This is a genomic window from Paenibacillus sp. EKM10P, from assembly GCF_011800655.1.
Classification (GTDB): Bacteria; Bacillota; Bacilli; order Paenibacillales; family Paenibacillaceae; genus Paenibacillus; species Paenibacillus polymyxa.
This window is the reverse complement of the sequence record NZ_JAALET010000005.1, coordinates 143908-165340: the sequence shown is the minus strand read 5'-3', so window position 1 is coordinate 165340 and position 21433 is coordinate 143908. Positions and strand designations below refer to the sequence as shown.

Here is a 21433-nt window from a genome sequence, read left to right as displayed (position 1 = left end):
ATGCTAAATATTAATTGTTAGCCCCAGGCTCTAGTATTATTTAAGCTTTAAATGCGACTTTACCTGTAAGCAAGTCATTTTGCGCAGAAGGTGTAGCTGAGGAAGATGCAGATTCTGCTGCAACCGTTCCTGACTGAAGCTGATACATTTGGAAGTAACGTCCACCCTGGGCCATAAGCTCGTCATGGCTACCCCGTTCAACAATTTCACCCCGATGCAGCACCAAAATTTGGTCTGCACTACGAATGGTGGACAAACGGTGGGCAATGATAAAGGTCGTACGTCCCTTTTTGAGCACTTCAAGAGCAGATTGGATGAGCGCTTCCGTTTCGGTATCAATATTGGCGGTAGCTTCATCCAGAATTAAAATGGCCGGATCAAAGGCTAACGCGCGAGCGAAAGAAATAAGCTGACGTTGCCCGGCGGATAAGGTGCTGCCTTTTTCAATAACAGGCTCATCAAATCCTTGGGGCAAATGGGCTAGCAGTTTGTCGGCTCCAACGTCATGCAGCGCTTTATTCACCTGCTCTCTCGTAATTCTACTATCTCCGAGACTGACATTAGAGGCTACCGTACCTGTGAACAAATATGGGTCTTGAAGCACAATACCCATATGATGGCGAAGCCATTGCTTAGGAATACTTTTGACAGGCGTTCCGTCAATGGTGATCGTTCCTTTTTGCGGATCATAGAACCGGAATAGCAGGTTGATAATCGAGCTCTTACCTGATCCGGTATGCCCGACAAGAGCAACCGTTTGGCCGGGCTGTGCTGTAAAGGAAATATGCTTAAGCACATCATCCTTTTTGTAGGCAAAGGAAACATCATTAAATTCTACCTGGCCTTTGTAACGCGGCATCGTACCATCTGTCACCGGCTCTCCAGTTTCGTCCATCAATTCAAATACGCGTCCTGAGGATACGATGGAAGTATCCAGTACGGCGAGCTGGTTGACCATCCCCGTTATAGGTTGGAACAATCGACCCAGCACATCGACGAAGGCATACAATACCCCTAGTGATATCGCACTACCTGTAGTGCCAAGCGCCGCAGATCCAAAATACCACAACACGACAGCGAAGGCGAGGTTTCTCAACACGTTGACCAAATTGTGCGAAGTAAAAGCGTTCAAATTCAGCATTTTATTCTGATGCTTCATATAGTCATCATTTAACTCTTCAAACTCTTGCTGTGTTTGTTTCTGATGCCGGAATACACGAATAATGGACATCCCCTGAATGGATTCATTAATAATCGCATTAATCTCGCTGAGCCTGGATCGGATGATCGTGTTATAGCGGGTTGCAACCTTGCGGTACAATACAATCCATAAGATCAGCAACGGTACAATAAATAGAGAGATAAGACCCAGTCTGAAATCCAGTAGAAAGAGTGCCACATATACCCCTGCCATCGTTACAATCCCTGAAGTGAAGTTTGAGAGTACAGCCACAAACAAATCTTTGACTGCCTCCGTGTCATTCGTAACACGGGATACGACCTTGCCTGCGGGTAAGTTATCAAAAAAGTAAACTGGCAAGCGCTGAATGTGTGCATAGAGATCAAGCCGAAGCTTCTGAATGACTTTGTTCGCCGAGGATTGCAGCCAGTATGTTTTGCCGAACTCGGCAAAAATCGAAACGACTAAAAAGAAGCAATACCACCCAATCAGCTGAAAAATGCCGGGCATTTCCGGTTTGTAAAAGCTATACAGCTCATCAGCCGTTAGAGCCTTAGCTTTATAACGAAAGGTGTCGGAGCCGCGTGTCACGGTCAGCGTACCGTTCGTAAAGGATCGGTTACCATCCGCTACCTGGACGGAACCATCGACAAATACAAAAGATCTGCCGACTTGTAAAATCCTCGCTTCGCGCCCTTTGGTCTCCCCGGCCTCAAAGCGATCTTCACGTTTAAAATGGGTTCCAGCATAACTTATAGTGCCGTCCACACTAGTCGTTTCATAAAATGGTTTTTCAATAGCGAGCATGTGGTCGTCAATCATCGTTTTGGCGATGAAGGGACCGGCCAGCTCAGCGGCTACTCCAATAGCCAGGGCGATGAGAGCGGCAATAAAACCCGCTTTGCTCGTCAGTGCATACTGGAACAGCCTTTTGCCGATATTGAGTTTCATTAGGATACCTCCCCTGAGGTCAGATCAGATTCCACTTGTTGCCGTTCATATTGTTGTCGGTACCATCCGTCAGCTTGAAGCAGCTCATTGTGGGTTCCTTCCTCAATAATACGTCCTTGCTCCAGCACGACGATCCGATCTGCATGCTCTACAGCCGATAGACGGTGGGTGGAGATCAAGGTTGTTTTACCCGAGCGTTTATGACGGATATTGTCAATAATACGTGCTTCCGTGCGGGCATCTACTGCTGATAGTGCATCGTCGAGTACTAGAATATCCGGATCACCGATAAAGGCGCGCGCAAGCGAAACACGCTGCTTCTGACCGCCGGACAGGGCGATGCCTTTTTCTCCGACGAGTGTATCCAGCCCATCGGACAGGGTTCCCAAATCCTGATCAAAGGCGGCCGTACGGATCGCTTCCATGATGTAATCATCATCGGCCCCAGGCTTTCCGAACTGAATGTTCTCGCGCACCGATTTGGAGAACAAAATTTGTTCTTGCGGCACGTAGCCAATCCAGCTGTGTAATTGTTCCGCTGCAATGTCCTCCAGCCGAGTGCCGGAGATTAAAATATCACCACTGCCAGTCGGATATTCATGCAATAGCTGTTTGAGCAAAGTGGATTTTCCACTGCCTGTTCGACCGACGACACCTAGTGTTTCTCCACGTTTGAGCTCCAGATTCACATGTGACAGATTGTCAACCGTGGAGGTAGGATAACGAAAAGTCACGTCTTTCATAGTGATGGATTCGGGATGATCCACTGGAACAGGTTGGGCTACATCCTGAACGTCTGGCTGGACATCGAGAGTTTCATTGACCCGGTCCAGGGAAGCGCTACCGCGCTGCATAATGTTAATCAGTTCGCCAATGGCAAACATCGGCCAAATCATCATTCCTAGATACATGTTAAAAGATACCAGTTCGCCTAGCGTGATATCGTTATGAAATACCAGATAAATACCATACCCGAGTCCGATAACGTAACTAAGTCCTACACATAAACGGATTGTTGGTTCAAAGAGAGCATCCATTCGGGCCACTGCCAAGTTTTTACGAAACACATCCTCAGTAATATCGGCAAAACGTTTTTCGTCCATTCGTTCTTGCACATAAGCCCGAATGACACGGATACCAGCCACCGACTCCAGCACCTGGTCGTTCATATCGCCAAATGCATCTTGTGCTAGTGTGTAACGCTCATGTACGGCTTTACCGTAAATACTCATGGCCAGCGCAATAAAAGGAAGGGGCAGAATGGCCGCCAGTGTTAGCTTCCAGCTAATCAGGGTGCCCATGGCAACCAATACAACGGTAAGGTAGACAGTGGAGTCCGTTAATGTCAACATACCGAAGCCTGCTGTACTTGCGACAGATCGAAGATCGTTCGTGGCACGAGCCATCAGATCGCCTGTACGATTGCGTTCAAAAAATGGAGGGGTCATTCGCAGCAGATGATTCATAAAACGTGTGCGCAATAGGCGCTCCACCAGATTAGCACCACCAAACAGCTTGTGCATCCATATGTACGTAATGTAGTAGATGACGGCAAGAATGCCTATGATGTACAAAATATAACGCCAAAGCGAGGACCAGGAAATCGAACCGCGTACAATCTCATCAATGGCGCTGCCTAGCAGCCGAGGTGGAGCAAGCTCCAAAACGCCAACCGCAATCAGCAAAAACAATCCAATGGCGTATCGGCTTCGTTCTCTTTTAAAAAACCAGCCTAAATTTTTGAGTACTGAGAACAAGAGGAATCCCATCCTTTCATGTCAAGTTCATTCGAGAGTTGTGTACCATTTTGAAGAAACAACAGCGGCTTGTTGCCACAAGTACGATTCGGCAACAGGCGCAAAAAAGGCATACCGTCCGCAGACGATATGCCTTAAATCTCAATATCATATGGCGCGCAGGTATTTTCAGCACACTCACCACTGAAAAACTGCTCAAACGCAGGCAGCCACTCGTATTAAACCATACAACAGAAATGGCCCAATTCTAAAGGATGCGACAGGGGAGATGCTCCGGTATGAAGTTGTTTTGTTTGTAGATGTGGGTGAAATACAATCATAAATTTTAGCACCGGAAACACTCCTTTCTTCCTCAAAATGGGGTTATTCTTACATGAGTTATCGTTCAAATTGGTAATAAATTTCAAAATGGATCTCGTATGGTTGAATCTTAACACCCTTTTTTACGAATTGTCAAACCTTTTTCAAAAAAATGTATATGACTTGTCCAGGAAGCCGCATGGGGAGAGACGGTTGGTCGTTATTCCAAAAGATGCTATGATATAGTTAACAGGACGTCATTGTACAAGGAGATGAGCATAACGCATGAGCATACAGGTAACTGAACCTGCGGCACAGTGGTACATTAAGGAGCTCGGTTTGAATCGTGGAGATTCCATCCGTTTTTTTGTTCGCTATAGTTCCGGCGGTGGGTTGCATCCAGGCTTTTCTCTGGGAATTGCCGTAGAGCCTCCGCAGCACCCTGCATTACAGCATGAAGCCGCTGGCATTACGTTTTATATGGAGGACCAGGATTACTGGTATCTGAAGGGCCATCATCTGGAAGTTAAGTATTTGGAGGAACATGACGACATTATTTACACCTATGAAAAGGATGAACAAGCTTAATGCCTCCACGTTAAAAATAGCATGCCAGTAATGGTTTATGGACATGAAAAGCGGCGGAGTATCGTGTGGCAGGGGATGAACCTGCACATGATACTCCGCCGCTTTATTGTGGTTAGGGCAGGATGCCGTATTGTTAAGGGTTGTTAAACATCGGACCATCGACTGCAAAATCAAAATCATCAATATCGTACACATGTACAGGTACGGAAGCTTCGATAATGCGGTGAATCCAGTCCAGTTGATCAGTCAGGATGGGTAATGCTTCACGCTGAGCTGTCAACACCAGTTCGGTTTCAATCGGATCAAAATATTCTCCGTAATACGCCGTATCAACAGCATTAATGACAATGAGTGATGTATTGGCATCGAATAGGATTGGCAAGCTTTTCGCCCAAGGCATCTGAAGGGCACGCCGAATTTTTTTCTGATTCAACGGTTCTTCAAAATAACTGATCAGCTCACTTACCTTTCGCTTCACATGTTGATCGTCCATAGGGTTATCCATGAGAGGCTCTGTACTGTCCTGGAATTCGTACAGCTCTAGCAGTGATGTGTAAGGCACTATATATTCCACAGGGGCGGGAGATGTAAGCAGCTGGCCGTATATAGCCACCATTACAGCTTCCGTTACAAATTGTCGAGACATCGGTCAAGCCTCCTGCATTTACCAAATTATGCGATTTGAGTATAACACAAAGCGGGACTGAATTCAGCCAGATATGCAGATTGCCATCATTCATTTGTATATTTGTTGAACGGCTCTTTTCAATCCTGTGTCTAGAAATTTAGGAGCGACCGATTAATAAGGAGAGCAGCCCGGCAGCAATCAGAGGTCCAACAGGAACCCCTTTAAAGAAGGCAACGCCAATGACGGTCCCGATCAGTAGACCTGTCACAATAATAGGCTGTCCGGACATCAAAGTTACTCCGCGGCCGCCAAGGTAGGCTACCAGAATTCCGATACCAATCGCGAGCAGGGACTTCCAGTGCAGGAAGGACTCTGTCACCTGATTGATGCTGATTTTACCGCTGGCTAGCGGGGTCATGACCCCAATCGTCAAAATAATAATTCCGATCGTCAAGCCATACTTTTCAAGCCAGGGGAAAGCAGTATGAAAGCTGGTTACCCGCAGCAGTAGTAGTACTACCATAGCAATCGTCACGGTTGAGTTGCCACTGATAATTCCAAGGCCAGCCAGTACCAGTAGGATAAGTGAGCTGTAATCCATTCAGTTGTTCTCCTTCGATCGTTTAACTTTGGATATGTTCGGCGATTTGACGCCCGTGCCAGCGACCTGTTTCGATAAACACTTCATTGGCATTGCTGCCTGAAGCGATAACTCCGGCGACATATATACCTGGGATGTTAGTTTCCATCGTGGCAGGATTAAATTCGGGTTTGTCCAGATCTTCAGCCATGTGGACGCCGACAGACTCCAGTAGTTTTCGTTCTGGGTGAAATCCAGTCAGTGCCAGTACAAAATCATTTTCGAGCTGGAATGCTTCTGTGCTCATCGGAGTGACGATGACATGGTCTGGATGAATTTCAGTAATGCGTGCGCCTAAGTGCAGCGTGATCTTCCCTTTTTGTACCATACTGTCGAACAATGGACGAACCCACGGTTTGATATATGGAGACAACTCATTACGACGATAAACCATATCAATCGTAGCCCCGACCCGCACCAATTCCATTGCAGCATCTACCGCAGAGTTACTACCGCCGATGACTGCGACCCGGGTTCCTGTATAGGGGTGGGCTTCGCTGAAATAGTGAGTGACTTTATCCAATTGTTCCCCGGGAATGCCCAGATAGTTCGGATGATCAAAATATCCCGTAGCCACGACGACATAGCGTGAAGAATAGCTCTTGGTTATTTCCCGTTTGCTTAGAGTATGTACGGTAAATGTACCGTCTTCCTGCCGCTGAATGGATTGAGCCTCCTCATAATGCTGAATGTCCAGGTTATAATGTGAGGCTACTTTGCGATAGTACGCAAGTGCTTCATGACGAAAAGGCTTGTCATTGGGAGTGCTGAACGGAACATCACCGATTTCCAATAGTTCAGCGGTGCTAAAAAACTGCATATTTGTTGGATACAGAAAAATGGAGTGAACGATGTTGCTTTTTTCAATAATGATCGTACGCAAACCTCTGCGGCTGCATTCGATTGCAGCGGATAGTCCGCAAGGTCCGCCACCGATAATGATTACGTCGTGCATTTGGATGAACCTCCAGTTGTATTAGTTTATTTCGTCAAACAGATCTCAGAATTGATGCAAATAGCTCAGTGTGTGAGAAGTTTTCAAATAATAATCCTACCGTAATGTGTGCACAATATCCAGCCGTTTTCAGAAAGAGATGATGGAAGAGAGAATTGACAGAAACATTTGACAAACATATAATTAGATAATTATCTATTTAGGTTAAGCGAATTTGCTTGCATAGCAAATCTGTAGTAGTGAAAAGAGGTGCAGTTACGGTGCAACTAGATAAAATGGTCAATTATCATAAAGCACTTGCGGACCCAACGCGTATGCGAATATTACTCCTTTTATCCCGTGGTGAGATGCATGGTCAAGCTTTGGCGAAAAAGCTAAATCTGTCACAGCCTACGGTTACGCATCATGCTTCCAAACTCCGAGAGGTCGGGTTGATTAAGGAACGCCGTGATAAAAACACAGTGTATTTTACACTGAACCCAGAGCTGATTCGGCAGCATGCCGAGGCGACAGTGCGTTTTATTTTTGAAAAAGGAGAGGAAGAGGAAGATATGTCCGAATTGAATGAAACGCTGGAAGCAACGGTTTTACGCAATTTTTTTGCCAAGGACGGCAAGTTGCGTCAAATTCCTGCCCAGTATAAGAAAAAATTGATCGTACTTCAGATGCTCGCCGAAAAGCTGGAGCCAGGGCGCATCTATCCTGAACGTGAACTAAACGAGTGGATCAAGCAATACCATGAGGATTTTGCGACGATTCGGCGTGAGCTGATCATGCATCAGTTTATGTACAGGGAGCGAGAAATGTACGAATTGAACCCGCGTGAAATGTGGACACGATGGGATCAGGTACGTTAAACAAAACTTGAAATAGTTTAAAATGTTTAGAATCAGCCTTGACAGACAATTGATGGACTTGTATGATAAAGGAAATTTTAGGAGGAGGCGATGTTATATGCGTACGAACATGAGTGAATGGGTTCAGCAGCAGAATGACTTGTCTCCCGCACGGACGATGCACGGCTAAAGACTGTTAGATCTATAGTCTTAGCTCAGCAGTTGGTTGGACAGTAGAACCAACGAAATCCGCAGGGAGTGATTCCCTGCGGATTTTTTTATGGTCAAGTGTTTTGTTATCCGGTTGTTGGTTTCGAAAGTAGTCCGTGTAAGACTGCTTGCATAAGTGAACGAACGGATCACATCGCTTGAGCTGTATACCTTCCGCAGGGGTTTCCCTGCGGATTTTTTGCGTTGTTTGCTTGCGGAGAGAAAAATGTACACCTATTGAGTAACACCAAAAAAAATTAAACATGATCTCAGGAGGAAAATAATGAGTATACATGAATACGGTTGGTCTGATTACTGGAACGGTTTGTGGGACCAATGGAAGCAAAACTATGAGGAACGAGCAGGAAACACGCAGATACGCCCTGCCCGCTTGATTGCCGATTATGGACAAAAGGTGAAGCTTATTACGATGGATGGGGAACGCTGGGGAGCCGCTTCAGGTAAGCTAAGACATGCTATTGTTGACCCGGCGGAAATGCCGGCTGTAGGGGATTGGGTGGCCATCACCACGTCGGACGAAGTATCGGATGCAGTAATCCATGCTGTCTTGCCACGCAAAAGCCAAATATCTAGACAGGCCGCAGGCTTTGAGACGAAGGAGCAACTGATCGCGACCAATGTAGATACGCTTTTCCTTGTTAATGCGCTGAATCATGATTTTAATATGCGCAGATTAGAACGGTACTTAATCATGGCCTGGAATAGCGGAGTAAACCCGGTTGTCGTGTTGAGTAAGAGTGACCTTTGTGAAGATGTCGAACAGCGGGTTGCAGAAGCGGAAGGAGTTGCTCCTGGAGTACCCGTTATCGTAATTTCTGCTTTGCAGAACGAAGGCAGAGAGCAGCTGGAGGCGTTCCTTGAGCCTGGGTGTACGGTTGCTTTGACTGGCTCTTCCGGTAGTGGCAAATCCACAATAGTGAACTGGCTATCCGGGGCTGAAGTTCAACTGACACAGGATGTGAGGGAGGAAGACAGCCGAGGCAGGCATACAACCACACACCGACAGCTTTTTCCCATTGCAAAGCAAGCCGTTCTGCTCGATACACCCGGTATGCGCGAGCTTAATCTATGGGATGATTCCACGGGTGTAGCTCATACCTTTGCTGATATTATGGAAACAGCTCAGCAATGCCGTTTTGCCGATTGCAAGCATAAGGGAGAAGCTGGATGTGCGGTGGAGGAAGCTATCCAAAAAGGGAAATTATCGGAATCCAGAGTGAACAATTATCGCAAGATGCAGCGGGAACTGGAATATCAGGCACGCAAGGAAGCAGACCGACGTAGAAAAGATAGCCGTTCAAGTACAACTCCGGGCCGCAGGGATCAGCGAGGTGGTTGGCGACGTGATGTGGAGTGGTAAGGCGAGCTGTCATGAAACATCATTTGTAGAAATTTAAGAAAATCTATGTGGTAGTCGGCATATGGTGTAGAGGGGTGAACATATGCCGAACTACAGCATTGTGGTGGATTTATCGGATCGTCGTCTATATTTAAAAGATGGAAGTCAGATCGTTCTTAGTTATCCAGTCGGTATTGGGAAGGTGGCTACACAAACACCGCATGGGCATTTTACGATTATTAACAAACAGCCCAATCCGGGCGGTCCTTTCGGAGCGTTCTGGATGGGGCTGTCCAAGCCGCATTATGGCATTCACGGCACCAATGAGCCATGGTCCATTGGCAAGTTGGTGTCACATGGCTGCATTCGAATGCATAATAAGGATGTACTGGAGCTTCAAGAGAAGGTAAGTATAGGGACGCCGGTCACGATACAGCCCTAACAGCTAGATGATATAGGATTCCTTTGGCTGCCTAGTACGATTTGGGTTGAATTTGGACACGGGCTTCAATCCGTTTGGAGCCCTTTTTGTCGTCTGCGGATTTAACTAATGATCCCGCAAGACGTTCTCCTTTTGTACCGTAAGCCTGTTTGGCGTTGATCCACATATCTTCGTTCGGCTCGAAACTTATGACCAGGGTGTAGCGGTTAGCAAGGCTCGGCTTTTTGACCCTCATGCTGAAGGAACCATCAGGCATGACCTTGGTTTGATCATCGTAGCCAAACTGCCATCGTCCCGGAAAATCAATTGTGAGCTTGACGTCCGAACCCTCGAGCAAATTGCTACGCGCATATACGTGATAATAATTTCCTTTTTGCCTCACATCGGGCTTAATCCACACTTGAGGATTACCGTAGTCCTTTGGTTTGTTCCAGACAGGCTTAATTAGAGGGACATGGCGGTCTTGTTCAGGATCAAACTCAGCACCTATCCGAATTTCTTGCAAAAGTTGTTCGTTTTCTTCGTATTGATATACATAAGGGCCTTCTAATTTGTTGCCACCACTACCATACAGATTTCGTATTTCTTTGTCTTGGTCATCTGGACGGAACAGAACAGTCAGATCCATACTTCCCTGTATACCAGGTCGGTGTACTTGAAGTACAAAACTTCCGTCCTTTTGAATAGTTGTCTCGTCCGTATATCCGGTTAACAGAGAGTTTTTGACTGCAAGATTCCCTTTGATCCGTGCTCCAGCCGGCAGATTGGAATGCCCTGTAACCTTCACTGTATTTTTATCTATACTTACGTCACCTGATATTTCGACATAGCTGCTGCCTTGCTGGTGGACAGGTGCATCGTTGGCAGCTCGTTCATCAAGGGATGATGCAGCTTGGTTCGGATTACCTGTCACGGTATAGGCACGTGCTTCAGCTTCGTGTTGGGCCATACTTCGAGTTGAGGCTTTCTCCCTGCTGCATGCAGCCAGCATAGTTAGGATGAAGAACATACATAAAAGGTTCCAGCTTATTTTGGTCATTATGTGCTTACTCATAGTTTTTGCTCGCTCCTTGTCCGTAGCTTCCAGGCTAAACTGATAAAACTTTCGAAACTTTATGTATTTACCCTATTTAAAGGGTGCGTAATCCCGCCTGCTTTATCCTAGTCAAATCGTACGTGTTTAAACAACAGGTGGAATGGTTAAAAATGGATAGCCGGATCATCCCCTTGAAAAGGAGGGGCAGCTTGCTGTAAAGGAGCCTGAGTCATATGTCCATTGACCGTTTTATCTTAAAAAAGCTGGACAACTGCCGGGAAGAACATACACGCGCTAATTTACTAGAACTGTTTAGAATACGAATTGAGAAGGCGCAGAAAAAGGAACGAGGCGGTAAAAAAGGTTATCGCAGAATACTATAAATAGAGTCTGATCAAATGCATAGGCTGCGGTAAGTCACATGTAGCATGTTTCGTAACCGCTGATATGGAGAGGGTGCTGAAATGCCCCTCTCTTTTTTGTGTCTAATGCAAACAAAAAAAGTCCCTCTTAATAGAGGGACAATGCCAATGAATCATTTTCACTAACGCTATGCAGGATGGCTTCACAACCGACAATCTCTATACTGATCAAAGAGTTAAGACATTTTTGAAGGGCACGCTTGCCACTGGAGATTTTGTTCTCCAAAGTATTACTTAGAAGTTTTAAGGTTTTTTGTACCGGTTGCTTATTTTCTTGATTGAAGTATACGGGAATACGTTTGTTTTGAAATGTAATTAATGTTCTCACAAAAATCACCTCACCTGAGTTATTTCATGGCTTTATTGTAGTGCCCGTTTCTTAAAATTACCTTAAAAACACCTTATAAAAACATAAAGGTCTGAAAAATTTACAAAGTGTTCACAACAATTTGGGTAACAATCGAATTTAGTTCTACCTAATCGACAAAATGACGTAAGCACGCAAATGAAATTTGTAAATCCATATTTTTGATTCATATGACTCTACTATTAATTATAAGTATGACTATAGTCACCGTTTTATTTTGAACGTGGGCATTTTGTAACAAATTGACAGTCTAATAGGCGGATGCTACAGTTACGATAGCCATATTTCCGTAGAAATAGGCTTTTTGCGTGAGTATTGCTGTATAAATTAAGGATCGGGAGGGATGACAGATGATCCTGACCGTGCTTTCAGGACGACAGGAAACAGAGTGGTTTGATATTGAGGTGGCAGATGAATACTCGGTAGAACATTTAAAATTGATGCTGGGTGTGCGTATTTTTGGTGAGCCTCCGGCTGAAGGCATGCAATATATTATGGAAGCAAAGTTCCCGGAAGGGCTTTGGTTCAGAGTGGAGGATAACCAGCTACTCACAGGAGCAGGTTTGCGGGAAGGCTGTACTGTGCGTATTCAGCGAGCTTTTTCGACAACTCAGGACGAGGCGCCTGTATATGGAAGGCGTTCTTTGTTTCAAACTGAAAAAAATGGGTAAATACACACATGAAATAATATGAAACCTTGGTAAAATGAAATAGTAAGCGAAAAGGGGGACTTTTGTCTTGAATGTATTATACCAGCGATCCCCGAGATTAAGACCGGCCCTCCGAGAGGAGAAGCTAGAGATTTTACGGCCTCCGGCTGAGCCGAGCAAGCCGTCTTTTTCTATTATATCTATACTTATTCCGTTAATGATGACGTTGGTGACTATAGGCTTTTATGTATATATGAGCAGAACAGGCAAGATGGGCAACAGTAACTATTTGATGTTCCAGATGGTCACGGTGGTCATGATGCTTACATCTTATACGATTCCTTTTTTCGTCTATTTAAATAATAAGAAGGAATATAAGCGCAAGTTGGAGGAACGGGACCGCATGTACCGGGAGCAGCTCCAAAAGCATCGTGAAGAACTCAAAATGAAACGCGAAGAACAAGTTCGCACGCTATATGAAATTCACGGTGATCCGCAAATATGCACTCAAATCGTAAAAAACCGCAACAGTTCTCTTTGGGAACGATCACCGGAGGATGAAGATTTCTTGCAGGTACGTATCGGGACTGGACAAGTTCCCTTTCATATTAAACTGCAAATCCCACGACCTGACGGTTATGACCGAGATCCTTTGTTGGGAGCTGCAGATGAACTGGAAGAAGAATTTCGTTTGGTGGGCGCTGCTTCCATTACATTGCCACTGTTTCAATCCAAAGTGATCGGATTGGTCGGCGAGCGGGAGCATACCCTGGCTGCGTTAAGAGTCATCTTGGCACAAGTAACGGTTCGTCATTCGCCAGATGAAGTGAAAATCGCCTCCTTCTATGATGAGCGAGAGGAAAGTGAATGGACTTGGATGCGCTGGCTCCCACATGTATGGGATGATGACCGAATCCAGAGAATGATGTCAGACCGCAGTAGTAGCGCCCATCAATTAGCTGACTTTCTGTTTGCTAGATTGAACCGTCGAAAAAATAATCGCAATGAACGTCAGGGCAAAGGGATGGAAGCCCCGTGTTATGTGATTGTTTTATCTGACACCCAACTGATTGAGGAAGAACCTTTGTTGCCGTTGTTGCTGGAGGACGGTCGAGCCATAGAGGCGTGTACAATTGTGCTGGCTTCTCGTAAAGAAGCTTTGCCAATGCAGTGTCAGCTGATCGTGGAAGCTTCCAAGGAACAGGGTGTATACGCCCTTAAATCAGAATCGGCGGAGGTTGAACAGCAAAGTTTTAAACCGGATCGTTTGTCCAAAGAGGAAGCCGATGCACTGGCGCGGTACATGGCGCCTATTCGCTTGAAGCGTTCTTCGGCTTCTGATATTCCCGCTGTTCTGCCTCTTTTTGATATGATGAGTGTAGCAAGTGTGGAAGAACTGGATGTGGCAGACCGGTGGCGACGTAACCGCCATCCTGATACATTACCTGTGCCGATGGGCGTGCGGGCAGGCGGCAAAAAGATTATGATTAACTTGCATGATAAAATAGAGCGTCAAGGGCATGGGCCCCATGGCTTGATCGCTGGTACGACAGGTTCAGGGAAAAGTGAGGTTATCCAGTCTATCGTAGCCTCGCTCGCTGCTGAGTTTCACCCACATGATCTTGCTTTTATGCTGATCGATTACAAGGGTGGAGGCATGTCCAACACGTTCGTTAACTTGCCGCATGTTGTGGGTACAATCACGAACCTGGACAATAATTTGATTGAACGTGCTAAAATATCTCTTAAAGCAGAACTGGTTCGTCGACAAAAGATATTGAACGATGCAGGCAATTTACAGCATATTGATGAATATTACAGACTACTCCGGCAGCGGCAGGAACAACCGCTGCCTCATCTGGTTATTATTATTGATGAATTTGCACAGTTAAAGCGGGATCAGCCAGAGTTTATGGACGAGCTAATCAGCATTGCCGCGATTGGGCGGACATTAGGTGTCCATCTGATTTTGGCGACTCAAAAGCCGGCAGGTGTTGTCGATGATAAGATTTGGAGTAACTCCAGGTTCCGCATCTGCTTGCGGGTGCAAAGCGAAGGTGATAGCCGTGATATGTTGAAAATACCGAATGCCGCGTGGATAACGAAGCCGGGACGAGGATATTTTCAAGTGGGTAGCGACGAAGTGTTTGAAGAAATGCAATTTGCTTGGAGCGGTGCGCCGTATATAGGCAACAGAGACATTTCTTCTGCCTTACCTGTTCATGAAGTGAGACTGAACGGCAAACGTGAAGCGCTATTGACGGGCGGAGAACGGGCAAGCTCAGGCTTAAAAGGAGAAGAAGCTCCTAAACAGCTTCAAGTATTTATTGATTATATTGCAAAAGAAGCAGCTAAGGCAGGAATCGAACGTCTTCAGGGACCGTGGCTTCCGCCGCTGCCAGAAATGTTGGATTTAACTAATCTACCGCAATGTACCGAAATAGATAGTACATCATCATCGTTGGAGCTGAAGTCTCTTATTGGGCTGGTCGATGATTTGCCGAATCAACGGCAGGAGCCGATGTATGCGTCGCTGGATCATGGTCATTGGGCTGTGTATGGCATGCCGGGCATGGGAAAAACGACCTTTTTGCATACGTTGCTTATGTCCACGGCACAGCGTTACGCTGTGAATCATTGGAACGGTTATATCATTGACATGGGTCGAACCATGCGCGACTTTGGAGAGCTTCCACAAATCGGTGCTGTTATGATGGCAGAGGAGGATGACCGGATTAAACGGTTGTTCCGCTATTTGTTCAAGATGGTGGCCCTACGCAAGGAAATGCTTTCTGAGGCTGGCGTCAAAACAATAAGTTCTTTTCGACGTTCTGCTGTTGAAGATGTGCCGCAAATTGTCGTAGTTATTGATGGATATCTTAATTTTCGTAATGCGTATCCGGATGAAAATGAACTGCTGGAATCACTCTTGCGTGAAGGAGGCAGTCTAGGCATCACCTTCATCATTACAGCGAACCGGATTACCGATGTGTTTGAGAAGTTCCGTAGTAACATACCTAATGCTGTTTCTTTCGAATTGGCTGATCCTAGTGACTACTATTATGCGGTAGGACGACCGGCCAAAACACCAGGACCTTTAATTCCGGGCCGGGCTCTGGTTAAAGGGCATGTTCCTCCGCTGGAGTTCCAGACGGCACTGCCTTCACCAGGAGAAGATGAAGCGGAACGATCAGCACAACTACGTCGCAATATCGCTGGTATTGCGCAGGGATGGAAGGGTAAGCACGCACCGGCCATTCTCCCATTGCCTGAGCGGATTCCGTTGCTGGAACTGCTTCAGCAGTGGGATCGAACGAGTGGACCATCAGGTGCGCTTCCTTACGAAGTACCTGTAGGCCTACAGAGTGACGATCTTGAGCCTTTTCTCCTAAATTTAAAAGAAGGGCCTAATTTTATCGTAGGTAGTCCAATGGAGGGTGGAAAAACCTCCTTCCTGATGAGTTGGATTATATCGCTCGCTTATTACACCTCGCCGGATCAAATGCAAGTCTATACGATCGATACACGCTATGGAGGTGGGGGACTATCCCGATTACGGCATCTTCCTCATGTCAAGGCTGCTGCCGAAAGCGAGGAAGAAATGGGACCTCTGGTACAACAGGTGCATGATATCGTTCAACAACGGAGCAAGGATGGAAATGATCCCGAACTGCTCCTAGTCATTGATGATGCGGATATGTTAAGCAAGCAACTGAACGATTTTATGATAAAGGATCAGCTTTCCGCCATTGTACGGTTGGGACGTGATCGCAATGTACATGTCGTGCTATCGGGTGTGCCATCTGATTTCCCTACCTTTGGTGTGGACTGGTTTAATGATGTCAAGGCAAGCCAAAGCGGTATGCTTTTTGGAACACTGGATTCGAATGATTTATCGTTCTTTCGTATCCCTTATTCAGAAGCGAATGCCGCTGCTGGTGGCCTAAAAGTCCTGCCTCCTGGGCAGGGATACTACGTACGACGCAAATTTACCAGGATAAAAGCGGCGATTCCCTTCTCAGAGCAAATGAGTTGTGAGGATTGGATAACGGAAATTCGTGACCGATGGCATGTTGTAGTTTGAAGGGAGGTGGCTCATAATGTTAACGTTTCAAGCTTCCAAGCAGAAGTTAATAACCCTCAAGGCAAAGGAACTGTTTTTTCTGGCAGGCGTATTGGGTTCTGACAGACTGCTTGGGGTGGAAGATCCGTTTAAGGGCTATCTAGCAGAGGAGTTGGCGGAAGAGTGGGAGCAGGTCAAAGCTGCTCTTCTGGAAAAAGGTTATCTGAAGCAGGCCGATAAGGGTAAAGAGCTGGCTATGCCTCCTACCGTTTTTTCAAGAGTTGCTATCGCGGGATTATCCAACAGGGCTTGCCGTATACGCTATGTAAGGGGAGGTAAGCAGTTTGAAGGCTATCTTCATTGCACGAATGAGCGTGTGGTGGAGCTTGTGAAATCTGTTGACGAACCCGATGAATATCGTCTGTACGATCTGGGTAATGTGGAAAAGGCTTGCGAAACATTGATTGATAAAATGGGCTGGGTTGATCGGCTTGTACCTGAATCTCCCGCGCTTATGTTTTCCAAGCAGGCCTTTAATAAAATTTACGAGCAATCTGCAGGAGAAAGTTTGTCTCAAATCAGCAGTAAGCTAACTGAGGCTAGCGGAGATGAAGAGGGAGCAATGAGACTGGCTCAGTCTTTGAGTTCCCGTGTAGCCGAGGGAGAATTGCAATTGCTGGTCTGGAACGGCAGAGAGTGGGAGTCACAACGGGCAGCTTTTGTCCTTTGTCCTGCAATGAACTGGATATTTCGGATGAGCTCTGCGGGTAACGGAGACTGGTTGATTGCAGCTATGGCTTCGAGAGATCAGTTTGTGGACTTATTATTGAATTGGTTGAAACAGTCGGCAGTGACTGAAGAAGTGACAGAAGAAGGGTGATGGATATGCGCATTCGAGTTGAACCGGATGTGCTTCGGGGGCTTAGCGGGCAGCTACAGCATGCGGCGGAGCAAATTCAACAGTTAACAGCAGGTTTGGAGCAGGCGTTACAATCGCTGGATTGGGATGTATCTGCGCGTGAGGCGATCTTGAATCAGTGGATGCAAGCCAAGCGGATGTCAGAACAGATTCATGCTTATCTCCATACATCAGGTACACAACTGAACCGAAAGGCAGAGCAGTTTCAGTCTGTTGACCACAACTATCAAACGATTCTGCCATTTGCCAGCCAACCATTGGGACGACCCGTCACGATGCTCGATTGGTCGAATCAACAATCACCGTCTATTCTGCCTGGGCAAGCTTCGGAAGGAAGCAGTCTAATTTCAAACCCGCAGTCTGTCGTACATGCTATTGCAGGTGTACAGCCTTCGGATGTGGGCACCTTGCATCAGGATATTCTGAAGCAGGCGTCTTCTAGCAGTCCGCAGGATTGGTATTTTACTGATCCGTCTATAGCAAGAGATCAGCCTGTCGCTTAGTTCGGATCGTTCCGGGATATTTGGATCGGCCTGTAATCCATATGAATTTGTTATACCATTCCCGGTTTTATGGGACTAATATGGGACTTATTAGGTGGTTGTTTTATTAAGATTGTACTGTTAGATGCTGTTTTATAGTTAAAAAGTGGGATTATTGCAATTAGGTCCTTTGCCTTTTGTAGGGAATTAAATAGCCATAGTACAATTTGAACCAGCTAAACAAAAACATTTTTTATCATCAAGGAGGACGCAAAAAATGGCAGGACGCATTTTAATTACCCCAGAACAGGTTGATCAGGTAGCTAACCAATTTAAACAAAGTGGTGAGCAAAGCCAGCAGATCGTTTCCAGTTTGACTCAGTCCATCTCCGGTATGGAAGGTCAATGGGAAGGTATGACTAAACAACGCTTTTTCCAAGAGTTCCAAGAAGCAAGCAAACAAATGCAAGCTTTCGTAACGACTTTGAATAGCATTAGCCAAGAATTGACAGCTATCGCTAACAAATTCCGTACGGTTGACCAAGCGAAATAAGTTGTCGTGCCTGATCGGCATTAACTTATCATATATCACTCTATAATGAAGCAATATGTGAACCTATTCCTCACGGTTTGGCACAGATTGTATAGGAAAAACCGGGCGATCTTCGGATACCCGGTTTTCTTGCCATCCATAGACGTATATAATAAGGTGAGGAAAACTAGCATACTGAATGATATAAGGAGAGGGATGTTTCATGTCTTTTCAACCGAATCCGGGAGACGAATTGATCATAAACGGCACAGCTTATGTGGTTGGACGACATCCCGCTGCACCCGGTTTAGCCTATGCACAAGCAGGGAGGCAGGGAATTGTATACCAGCTGATTGCCAAAAACGGAGCACCGCATGAGGCGAAAGCCCTCAAAGTGTTTTTTCCGAAGTTCCGCATCCCGGCTATGGTTTATCAATCTGAGCATATGGAAACATACGGGGATATTCCCGGTTTGCAGGTATGCAAGCGTGATGTGCTCACTCCAGAAAGAAACGGAAGTCTGATCGCTGAGCAGCCTGATTTGCTGTATGCGGTGCTGATGCCATGGGTTCATGGTATGACATGGTTCGATTGTCTCACAGATCAGCGTCAGCTTGAGGCTTCCGATAGTCTGGCTTTAGCCAGAGCACTGGCAGGGATCGGTTCAGCGATGGAGCAAAAAGGATTGGCGCATTGTGATTTATCAGCGCCCAATGTTATGCTTCCGTTTTTTTCTGAAGTGGAACTGCCTGAAGGCACGTCAGCTGTGGAATTGGTAGACGTGGAGCAAATGTATAGCACCAAAATGGATCGTCCAGATGCACTATTGGCAGGATCGCCGGGGTATGCTGCACATCGTACTGTTCACAGCGGGTTATGGAGCGCGTATGCAGACCGTTTTGCAGGAGCTATCATTATTGGAGAAATGCTAGGCTGGTCTGACCGTGTGGTGGTCGATAAAGCGTGGGGCGAAAGTTATTTTGATCAGCATGAAATGCAGACGCCTTGCGAACGTTATTTTATTTTACGGAAATCGCTTGAAGCCCGCTGGGGTAGCAAGGTGGTAGAGCTATTCAGCCGTGCTTGGGATAGTCAGGATCTAAGCAGTTGTCCTACCTTTGGCGAATGGCTGGTTGTACTTAATGCGGTTACTGAGCAGGAAATTCTGGTGGAGGATACAGAAACGGGGCCAGCTGGGACAGATACAGGAGATCTGGCTGCTATGAGCGGCACTTCCAGTGAAGCGGTACCCTCGTTGGCAACACCTGCTCCGCTCAAGGCTGAACAGGCTGAAATGTTAAATCAGGCTGCCCTAGAGCAGGGAGAGCGTGGAGTAACGGACAAGCTGTTTCGACAGGCACGTGAACTGGAGCAGCAGAACAAACCTGCTGCAGCGCTGGAAGTATATCGTTCGTTGTATCACTTTGTAGAAGATGGCAGTCCTCTGCATGTAGAAGTGTCGGCTGCGATCACAGGACTGGAGGAGCAGCTGAACCCCAAGATGCCAGAGCAACCTGAGAAATCGAAAGCCTGGTATCGCTCCAAAATGTTTATCGTGACAGCATCGGCCGCAGTCGTTCTGTTGGCAGCTGGAATTCCAACTGTGAGTATTCTTGCGGATCAGTCTAATCAGCGACAAATCGAGGCTGCAAAGCAAGAAGAAGCAGTGAAGGCTGCAAAAGCAGCCGAGGAAAAGTTGGTAGCTGAGCAGGAGGCCGCTCAAAAATCGCTAACGGAGAAACAACGTCAGGAAGCTGAACAGCAGGCTAAACAACAGGCTCTTGCTGCTCAAAAGCAACAGGAAGAGCAGAAGAAACAACAAGCCCTGATCGCTCAACAGGTTAAATATGAAGCTTATCTCGCCCAAAAGGAACAAAACAAGCAGGCTGCTGCCAAGTTGGCGAAGCAAAAAGCATATGATCAACAGGAAAAGTATGAAAAATACCTGGCCTTGAAAAAGGAGCAGGAAGCTCGTGCCGCCAAGGAAGAAGCAGCTCGTAAAGCAGCAGCTGAGGCGGAACAAAAGCGAAAAGATGCTGTACAGGCACGTAACAAGGAGAATGTTCTCCAGCTTATTTCCCTCTATAACAAGGCGTATGCTTCTCAGGAAGGTGGAAGCACCGCGAAGGCCAAGAGCTTTGCCAAACGTTTTAGAGCATTATATGATAGCAATCCTTCTTATTATCGTTCAGTAGGTGAAGTGGGCTATCGGGCTTCCTCTATTTATAACTTTTTAGGAGATACGAATTTTAGACTGCCTAAAATTTGATGTTTCATATGTTTATATAATGGCGGAATGATAGATTAGGAAACAAATACAGATCGAAGGTAACTGAGGGGAGCATGTACAAACCATGAATTATACAATACAGGCTTCACAACGTACTCCCGCCCTGATCATTTACCTGATTGACATCAGCGCGTCGATGAACATGCTGATGGAAGGGCGGCGACGTATTGACGTTGTATATGAAGCTATATCGCTGGCGATCCGACAGATGGTTTTCCGATCGACCAAGGGAAATCGGTTGACTGCGCGCTATCGGATTGCAATTTTAGCTTATAGTGATGACGTATATGACCTGCTGAATGGTGTCAAGGGAATTGATGAAATCGCGGCTATTGGTTCGCTTCCTGATTTGACACCCAAACGATTCTCAGATTCAGCAAAGGCCTTCTTGCAAGCTGAACGTATTTTGCAGGCGGAATTACCAGGGATGCAGGATTGTCCTGCACCTTTGGTCTGCCATATGACAGATGGTGTTTCCACAGGCGATGATCCGGAACCGATTGCGAAGCGCATTATGAATATGAGTGTACCAGATGGCAATGTGCTGGTGGAAAATATATTTTTATCCGACAGGTTGCTGGAAACGCCTATTCAGGACCCCCGTCGCTGGAAAGGTCTGACGCATAATACGCCGTTGCAGGATGAGCATGCTGTGAAATTACGTAATATGTCTTCTGTACTTCCTGAAAGCTATCGGGAAATGCTGTTTGAGGCAGATTATCAGTTAGGTGAAGGAGCCATCATGATGCTGCCTGGAACCTGTGCGGAACTGGTGTCCATTGGTTTTCAAATGTCAGCCGCAACGCCTGTACGGTAAGGAGGTAA

The 21433-nt window shown here is 46.3% G+C and carries 20 protein-coding genes; 13 read left to right on the top strand and 7 right to left on the bottom strand.

The genetic code is table 11. The features are described 5' to 3' along the window. Positions 1-40 precede the first annotated feature (40 nt). Both HFE01_RS15285 and HFE01_RS15280 read right to left on the bottom strand, forming a co-directional pair. Positions 41-2131, bottom strand: coding sequence for an ABC transporter ATP-binding protein (locus tag HFE01_RS15285; protein WP_107734211.1), 2091 nt, complete (start codon positions 2129-2131; stop codon positions 41-43). Further along, a complete protein-coding gene (locus tag HFE01_RS15280; RefSeq protein ID WP_025364676.1) occupies positions 2131-3888 on the bottom strand; it encodes an ABC transporter ATP-binding protein in 1758 nt (585 codons plus the stop codon). Before HFE01_RS15280 ends, HFE01_RS15285 begins: the two co-directional genes overlap by 1 nt. A 50-nt stretch (positions 3889-3938) precedes the next feature. On the opposite strand from HFE01_RS15280, the gene HFE01_RS15275 reads away from it, so the two are divergent. Continuing rightward, positions 3939-4139 carry a hypothetical protein gene (locus tag HFE01_RS15275; RefSeq protein ID WP_231124967.1) on the top strand — a complete coding sequence of 67 codons (201 nt, stop codon included), beginning with the start codon at positions 3939-3941 and terminating at the stop codon, positions 4137-4139. Positions 4140-4473: 334 nt separating this feature from the next. Then, positions 4474-4776, top strand: coding sequence for a HesB/YadR/YfhF family protein (locus HFE01_RS15270; RefSeq protein WP_016821022.1), 303 nt, complete (start codon positions 4474-4476; stop codon positions 4774-4776). Between the two features lie 133 nt (positions 4777-4909). Here the strand turns inward: HFE01_RS15270 and HFE01_RS15265 are convergent, their stop codons facing one another. The 3 genes from HFE01_RS15265 to HFE01_RS15255 all read right to left on the bottom strand — a co-directional run bounded on the left by HFE01_RS15265 (position 4910) and on the right by HFE01_RS15255 (position 6999). After that, positions 4910-5422 carry an ADP-heptose synthase gene (locus HFE01_RS15265; protein ID WP_107734210.1) on the bottom strand — a complete coding sequence of 171 codons (513 nt, stop codon included), beginning with the start codon at positions 5420-5422 and terminating at the stop codon, positions 4910-4912. Between the two features lie 139 nt (positions 5423-5561). Then, on the bottom strand, positions 5562-6005 hold the full coding sequence (locus tag HFE01_RS15260) for a DUF441 domain-containing protein (RefSeq protein ID WP_013370775.1): 444 nt from the start codon (positions 6003-6005) through the stop codon (positions 5562-5564). Positions 6006-6027: 22 nt separating this feature from the next. Continuing rightward, positions 6028-6999, bottom strand: a complete 972-nt coding sequence (locus tag HFE01_RS15255) for a YpdA family putative bacillithiol disulfide reductase (RefSeq protein ID WP_025364677.1) — start codon at positions 6997-6999, stop codon at positions 6028-6030. A gap of 260 nt (positions 7000-7259) precedes the next feature. Between HFE01_RS15255 and HFE01_RS15250 the strand changes: the two genes are divergently transcribed. The 3 genes from HFE01_RS15250 (at position 7260) to HFE01_RS15240 (ending at position 9847) form a co-directional block, all read left to right on the top strand. Then, positions 7260-7856, top strand: a complete 597-nt coding sequence (locus HFE01_RS15250; RefSeq protein WP_013370777.1) for a DUF2087 domain-containing protein — start codon at positions 7260-7262, stop codon at positions 7854-7856. Positions 7857-8328: 472 nt separating this feature from the next. Beyond that, positions 8329-9426: a ribosome small subunit-dependent GTPase A gene (rsgA, locus tag HFE01_RS15245; protein ID WP_016821025.1), complete on the top strand. Its 1098-nt coding sequence runs from the start codon at positions 8329-8331 to the stop codon at positions 9424-9426. Positions 9427-9508: 82 nt separating this feature from the next. After that, complete coding sequence (locus tag HFE01_RS15240; protein ID WP_016821026.1) at positions 9509-9847, top strand: L,D-transpeptidase; 339 nt, start codon at positions 9509-9511, stop codon at positions 9845-9847. A 31-nt stretch (positions 9848-9878) separates the two neighbouring features. On the opposite strand, the gene HFE01_RS15235 is transcribed toward HFE01_RS15240, so the two are convergent. After that, positions 9879-10901 carry a flagellar motor protein MotB gene (locus HFE01_RS15235; protein WP_240753675.1) on the bottom strand — a complete coding sequence of 341 codons (1023 nt, stop codon included), beginning with the start codon at positions 10899-10901 and terminating at the stop codon, positions 9879-9881. Between the two features lie 215 nt (positions 10902-11116). On the opposite strand from HFE01_RS15235, the gene HFE01_RS15230 reads away from it, so the two are divergent. Further along, positions 11117-11266, top strand: coding sequence for a hypothetical protein (locus HFE01_RS15230; protein WP_016821028.1), 150 nt, complete (start codon positions 11117-11119; stop codon positions 11264-11266). A 127-nt stretch (positions 11267-11393) separates the two neighbouring features. Here HFE01_RS15230 and HFE01_RS15225 read toward each other — a convergent pair whose 3' ends face one another. Beyond that, positions 11394-11633 carry a hypothetical protein gene (locus HFE01_RS15225; RefSeq protein ID WP_013370782.1) on the bottom strand — a complete coding sequence of 80 codons (240 nt, stop codon included), beginning with the start codon at positions 11631-11633 and terminating at the stop codon, positions 11394-11396. Between the two features lie 389 nt (positions 11634-12022). Here HFE01_RS15225 and HFE01_RS15220 point away from each other — a divergent pair, with 389 nt between their 5' ends. From HFE01_RS15220 to HFE01_RS15190, 7 genes are all read left to right on the top strand, one after another. Then, positions 12023-12343, top strand: a complete 321-nt coding sequence (locus HFE01_RS15220; RefSeq protein ID WP_013370783.1) for a hypothetical protein — start codon at positions 12023-12025, stop codon at positions 12341-12343. 67 nt (positions 12344-12410) lie between these two features. Next, positions 12411-16406 carry a type VII secretion protein EssC gene (essC, locus tag HFE01_RS15215; protein WP_167438446.1) on the top strand — a complete coding sequence of 1332 codons (3996 nt, stop codon included), beginning with the start codon at positions 12411-12413 and terminating at the stop codon, positions 16404-16406. 16 nt (positions 16407-16422) lie between these two features. Continuing rightward, the gene (locus HFE01_RS15210; protein ID WP_016821030.1) at positions 16423-17265 is read left to right on the top strand and encodes a hypothetical protein; all 843 of its coding nucleotides are present in this window, start codon (positions 16423-16425) and stop codon (positions 17263-17265) included. Positions 17266-17270: 5 nt separating this feature from the next. Beyond that, complete coding sequence (locus tag HFE01_RS15205) at positions 17271-17807, top strand: WXG100 family type VII secretion target (protein ID WP_013370786.1); 537 nt, start codon at positions 17271-17273, stop codon at positions 17805-17807. 256 nt (positions 17808-18063) lie between these two features. Continuing rightward, entirely contained in the window at positions 18064-18339 is a 276-nt protein-coding gene (locus HFE01_RS15200) for a WXG100 family type VII secretion target (RefSeq protein WP_007430133.1), read from the top strand. A 202-nt stretch (positions 18340-18541) separates the two neighbouring features. Continuing rightward, a complete protein-coding gene (locus tag HFE01_RS15195) occupies positions 18542-20587 on the top strand; it encodes a serine/threonine-protein kinase (RefSeq protein ID WP_107734208.1) in 2046 nt (681 codons plus the stop codon). A gap of 85 nt (positions 20588-20672) precedes the next feature. Further along, on the top strand, positions 20673-21425 hold the full coding sequence (locus HFE01_RS15190) for a vWA domain-containing protein (protein WP_013370788.1): 753 nt from the start codon (positions 20673-20675) through the stop codon (positions 21423-21425). The last annotated feature ends 8 nt before the right edge of the window (positions 21426-21433 follow it).